The sequence below is a fragment of the Microcystis sp. M53598_WE2 genome (assembly GCF_030067735.1).
GTDB classification, from domain to species: Bacteria; Cyanobacteriota; Cyanobacteriia; order Cyanobacteriales; family Microcystaceae; genus Microcystis; species Microcystis aeruginosa.
Window position 1 is genome coordinate 1 of the sequence record NZ_JASJFE010000928.1, and the last position, 3,545, is coordinate 3,545.

At 44.1% G+C, this 3,545-nt stretch carries 4 protein-coding genes; 3 read left to right on the forward strand and 1 reads right to left on the reverse strand.

Annotated features, from left to right (window positions below; all coding sequences use genetic code 11):
- From PX636_RS18935 to cax, 3 genes are all read left to right on the forward strand, one after another.
- Positions 1-933: site-2 protease family protein (locus PX636_RS18935; protein WP_288118295.1), on the forward strand; the 933-nt coding region annotated here is incomplete at its 5' end.
- A gap of 157 nt (positions 934-1,090) precedes the next feature.
- Positions 1,091-1,714, forward strand: a complete 624-nt coding sequence (locus PX636_RS18940; protein ID WP_288094633.1) for a YdcF family protein — start codon at positions 1,091-1,093, stop codon at positions 1,712-1,714.
- Between the two features lie 26 nt (positions 1,715-1,740).
- Positions 1,741-2,829, forward strand: coding sequence for a calcium/proton exchanger (gene cax / locus PX636_RS18945; RefSeq protein WP_002796139.1), 1,089 nt, complete (start codon positions 1,741-1,743; stop codon positions 2,827-2,829).
- A gap of 2 nt (positions 2,830-2,831) precedes the next feature.
- Here the strand turns inward: cax and rsmG are convergent, their stop codons facing one another.
- Positions 2,832-3,509: a 16S rRNA (guanine(527)-N(7))-methyltransferase RsmG gene (rsmG, locus tag PX636_RS18950; RefSeq protein WP_012267707.1), complete on the reverse strand. Its 678-nt coding sequence runs from the start codon at positions 3,507-3,509 to the stop codon at positions 2,832-2,834.
- Between the last annotated feature and the right edge of the window lie 36 nt (positions 3,510-3,545).

Below are 3,545 nucleotides of genomic sequence, written 5' to 3' on the forward strand. Positions count from 1 at the left end.
CCTTTTTTCGCTCTTGTGGCTAATCCCTGGCAGCAAAAAACAGAAACTATAGAAACTGAAAAAATTACTCGCCCCTTTCTTGCCCTGGGTTTATTGTTATTAACTCTCTTAACTACCACGGTCATCGGTGCGGGATTAAGTGGCATTACCACCCAACAATTAGAAAATAATTCTAGTTTATTATTGCAAGGTTTACCCTACAGTTTAGGCTTAATTGCTATTTTAGGACTGCACGAATTCAGCCATTATTTTACCGCCGTTAAATATAAAATTAAAACCACTTTGCCCTATTTTATCCCCTTTCCTTTCTTCCTCGGCACTTTCGGGGCTTTCATTCAAATGCGATCGCCTGTACCCACCCGCAAAGCTTTATTTGATGTGGCGGTGGCTGGTCCTTTGGGGGGTATAATTATCGCTCTTCCTCTACTATTTTGGGGATTGTCCCTCTCGGAAATAGTTCCCCTAACTAATCAAAGCAGTTTATTAAATTTTCAAGCCCTAAATCCGCAGTTTTCTTTTCTCTTATCTATCCTAGCTAAACTAGCCCTCGGCAGTAATTTAATCGCCGGAAAAGCGATCCATTTACATCCTTTAGCGGTGGCAGGTTATGTGGGAATTATCGTTACAGCCCTAAATTTAATGCCCGTGGGTCAATTGGATGGTGGTCATATTGTTCACGCCATGTATGGGCAGAAAACCGCCATAATTATCGGTCGATTAACTCGATTATTCATGTTTATTTTAGCCCTAGTGCAACCAGATTTTTTACTCTGGGCGATTATTCTCTTATTAATGCCAGTCAGCGAACCAGCTTTAAATGATGTCACCGAATTGGATAATAAACGAGATTTATTAGGTTTATTTTCCCTGGCTTTGTTATTAAGTATTTTGCTACCCCTTCCCGAAGCGGTGGCCCGTTGGTGGGGGATGTAAGCGACCCCATCAATCCCCCTGAGTTCCAGGAAAATTATCGGTCAGTTAGGGGATAAAATCCCTATCTCCTACGTCAATGTGAGTTCGATGACCCTCACCCTCGATCACTTTAATCCACAAAGCTGAAGGCTGACAACTGATCACCGATCACTGATATATGGTTCTCAAGGCTAATTCTCGCAGAAAAAAGCGAGTTTCTCTGAAAGCGAAGTTAGGCAAATCTAGGTTAAAATTGCTGGCTATTCCGCTAATTTTGGCGATTTTAGGCTGGTTATACCACGATTTACGTCAGCAGTGGCTAAAACCGGAAGCGATTTTTGTTTTGGGAGGTCATGCCGATCGAGAACGTTTTGCGGCAAAATTGGCTAAGGAATATCCCGATCTACCGATTTGGGTGTCTTCCGGTAGTCCGCGACGATATGTGAGAAAGATTTTTAAAAAAGCGGGAATTCCCCCAGAACGTCTCCATCTCGATTACAATGCGCGAGATACTGTCACTAACTTTACTAGCCTAGCCGATCAACTGAAAGCCCAAGGTATTGATAGTGTCTATCTAGTCACTTCCGATAATCACATGAGAAGGGCGCGATTAGTGGGAGAAATTGTTTTTGGTAGTCGCGGAATTATGATTAAACCGGTGACTGTTCCCTCCCAATCACCCCCCGAACCCCTAGAAAAGTCCCTCAGAGACGGTTTTAGGGCAATATTATGGGTAATAAGCGGTTCCACCGGGGAATTTTGGCTAGAATCCGCTTCTAGTTCCCATCTCCGATCAAAATAAAATTATCTTGACAAAATACTCACTTTATGTTAAGCAAAAACACCATTTTCGCCATCTTATTGATTTTTGTGCCGCTATCGATCGCCGGTTCCCTGTTACACTGGGGCGGAACGGTAGTTTTTATCACCGCTTGTCTAGCTATTATCCCCCTAGCAGCCTACATGGGGGAAGCCACGGAAGCGATTGCGGTGGTGGTCGGGCCAAATATTGGCGGTTTGATGAATGCCACCTTTGGCAATGCCACAGAATTAATTCTTGCCTATGTCGCTTTGCGGGAAGGTTTCATCGATGTGGTAAAAGCGACGATTACTGGCTCAATTATCGGTAATTTACTCTTAGTTATGGGATTATCGATGTTTTTAGGCGGTTTACGCTTCAAAGAACAGGAATTTCAACCAATAACCGCTCGTTTAAATGCCTCAGCCATGAATTTAGCGGTGGTGGCGATTCTTTTACCCACTGCCGTGGAATTTACCTCCACGGGAGTCGGGGAAGCAGTCCTGCAACGTCTATCCGTGGCCGTGGCAGCGGTGTTAATTTTCGTCTATGGTTTAAGTCTCTTATTTTCCATGAAAACCCACACCTATCTCTACGATGTCGGGGTTGCCGGTATCGAGGAGGAAAGCGCCAGAGAAAGCACCGCAAGGCCGAAAATCTGGTTTTGGTCTTTGATTTTATTGATCGTTACCATCGCCGTGGCCGTAGAATCGGAGTTATTGGTGGCATCCCTAGAGGAGGCTACGGAACAGCTAGGTTTAACGGCGCTGTTTACCGGGGTGATTCTTTTGCCTATTATCGGTAATGCGGCCGAACACGCTACGGCTGTCACCGTCGCCCTTAAGAATAAAATGGATCTATCGGTATCTGTGGCCGTTGGTTCCAGTATGCAAATCGCCCTGTTTGTGGCTCCGGTTTTGGTTATCATGGGTTATATTATCGGTCAGCCCATGGATCTAAATTTTAATCCCTTTGAGTTGGTGGCAGTGGCTGTAGCGGTGTGGTTGGCTAATTCGATTAGTAGTGATGGGCGATCGAATTGGTTAGAAGGAATGTTACTCTTAGCTACCTATGCTATCCTGGCCTTGGCTTTCTTTTTCCATCCTCTCACCGCTTAAAGTTATTTCTTGGAGATATATAGACAATGACGGACGCTTTCGCTTAAGGGAGTGGTAAAACTGGCAATTTCGAGGATTTTACCGCCAGCTTTCCCTAGATTCTCCTCTAAACTTAAACTATCCTGCGCGGACCACTGACCACGATAGAGAATAGCGATTCCGGTCTTTTTCAGGAAAGGCAAAGCATAGTTAACACAGATATCCACATTACCTACCGCTCGCAAACAGACGATATCGTAAGCACAGTTATGTTTAAGGTTTTTCCCGACGATTTCCGCCCGACCTAAACGAGTTTTCGTGTTATTTAACTCTAATTTGTCAATAACTTCTTCAAGAAAATTAATCTTTTTTTGGGTGGAATCTAAGAGAGTCACCGACCAATGGGGATATGCGATCGCAATTGGCACTCCCGGAAATCCGGCCCCGGTCCCCAAATCGATGACTGATAGGGATTTTGTCAATAAATCTGGCTGGGATTTTTGTAACCAAGCTAAACCCGATAAAGAATCCCAAAGATGTTTTTCCCAAAACTCCTCCGGTTGGGTAATTCGAGTGAGATTAAAACGTTGATTACCCTCTAAAATCAAGTCATAAAGTTGTTGAAATCGCGCTTGTTGGGCCCCATCGGGTTGCCATTCTAGGGTTTCTTGCCAAAGGTCAAATAATTCAGGAAGGATCATTAATTCAGTTATCAGTTATCAGTTATCAGTTATCAG